At 62.3% G+C, this 1,550-nt stretch carries 1 protein-coding gene; it reads right to left on the bottom strand.

All coding sequences use genetic code 11. The features are described from left to right. Positions 1 to 95 precede the first annotated feature (95 nt). A complete protein-coding gene (locus HX786_RS08505; RefSeq protein ID WP_178911938.1) occupies positions 96 to 1,448 on the bottom strand; it encodes a tetratricopeptide repeat protein in 1,353 nt (450 codons plus the stop codon). Positions 1,449 to 1,550 lie beyond the last annotated feature (102 nt).

The raw sequence follows: 1,550 nt of genomic DNA on the forward strand, positions 1-1,550 counted from the left end.
TTTTGATCTTGATCTTAGGCGCCCCGGTTAAACCACGCTGGCCGAAGCGAGGTGCCGAGTGGTGGGGCAAAAGCGGAACCAATACAAGCCATCACCTAAATAACGGATATCCCCCCAATCCGCGCCCGCGCCCGCAGCGCCTCCCCAGGCAACCCCAAAGCCTCATACACCACCACCAAAGCTCGGTTCGTCGGCACATCCAGCCCGTCATACCGCCGGCGCAATTCCAGCGTCTGCTGCGCCCCAAGCCAATCCCCAACCCGCAACCGTGCGTCCAGCTCCACCTGCGCAAACAAATCCCGCTGCGCATGACTCCCGCCAATCTCATTCAGCCGCGGCAACGCTATCCCCAGCTGTTCCAACGCCCGCCGGGCATCCCCCCGGGCATGCGCCAACAACCCCTCAGCCAACGGCAACGTCACTTCCCGCCAAACCGGCCGCGCTTCCACACTGTGCCTGCGCAAAGCCGCCAACAACTGATCCGCCTCAGGCTTGCCCGCCCGGGCCAACCCATACAAATACTGCACACTCAAAAACGGCTGTACCGCATCCCCAACCCGACGCTGCAGGTAGGGCGCCAACGCCTGCCACCGCTCACCCACATCAATCCCGGCCAGCTCCAGCCGCGCCAGCAATGACACCGCGCCCACCTGATCCTGGGAGTACTCCGGCAAGATCCCCCACACATGCCGGTCATAAATCTCCAGCACCCGCTGATCCTCCCCGCGCCCCAGATAAAACAACGCGAGATGCCACCAGTTATGGGTGTACATGAACGAGTTAAGCCCGTCCCAGTGCTGCTTCACGCCCTCCAGAAACCCGATGCCTTCCTCGATACGCCCCTGGGTCAGCATCACATGGGCCAATGCGTGATGGGCCCATGGCTCGGACGCCTGCAACCGCAACGCCTCAAGCGCACTGGCCTCGGCTTCCTCCAGCAAATGACACTGCTCATACGCAAACGCCAGTAGCCCGTGACTGTGGGCGATATCCGGCGCGCCGGCGGTGGCTTTCAAACCGATCCGCAGCAGCGCCGGCCAGTTGCCCCGGTTGAATTCCAGGTACTGGTTGAGCTTGGCCGCAAGCAGGTCCCGCGGATAAAGATCCAGCAGATGCTCGCTGAGGCGCAGCACTTCATCCAGCTCGTCGTTGATCCAGGCTTGCAGCACTTGCAGATACACGAGCGCCCGTGGATGCCGGGAATTCACCGCCGCCGCCCGCTGACGGTACTTCTCGGCCAGCACAGGGCCCTCGGGCGACTCGATAAACATCAGCAGCAGGCCGGCAAATCCGTTGGCCAATGCTGAGTCGGGGTCGGCATCGGCGACCGCGAGGATGCCCTCGGCACGGGGCTGATAGCCGAGAAAACCGCCGACGAAATCATCCAGGCCCTGACGGGTGGCGGGGTTGAGGGTGTCGATGGGGTTGCCCAGGTAATCCAGTGACATGTGCTTCAAACTCATGGGTTCAGATAGCGGTTAGAAGGGCAAACCTTGTGCCAGTGATGGGGCCCTCAAACTTCAAACCTTACCGTACCAGCTGCCGAGCCT

The sequence above is a fragment of the Pseudomonas sp. 21615526 genome (assembly GCF_013386245.1).
In the GTDB taxonomy this organism is placed as follows: domain Bacteria; phylum Pseudomonadota; class Gammaproteobacteria; order Pseudomonadales; family Pseudomonadaceae; genus Aquipseudomonas.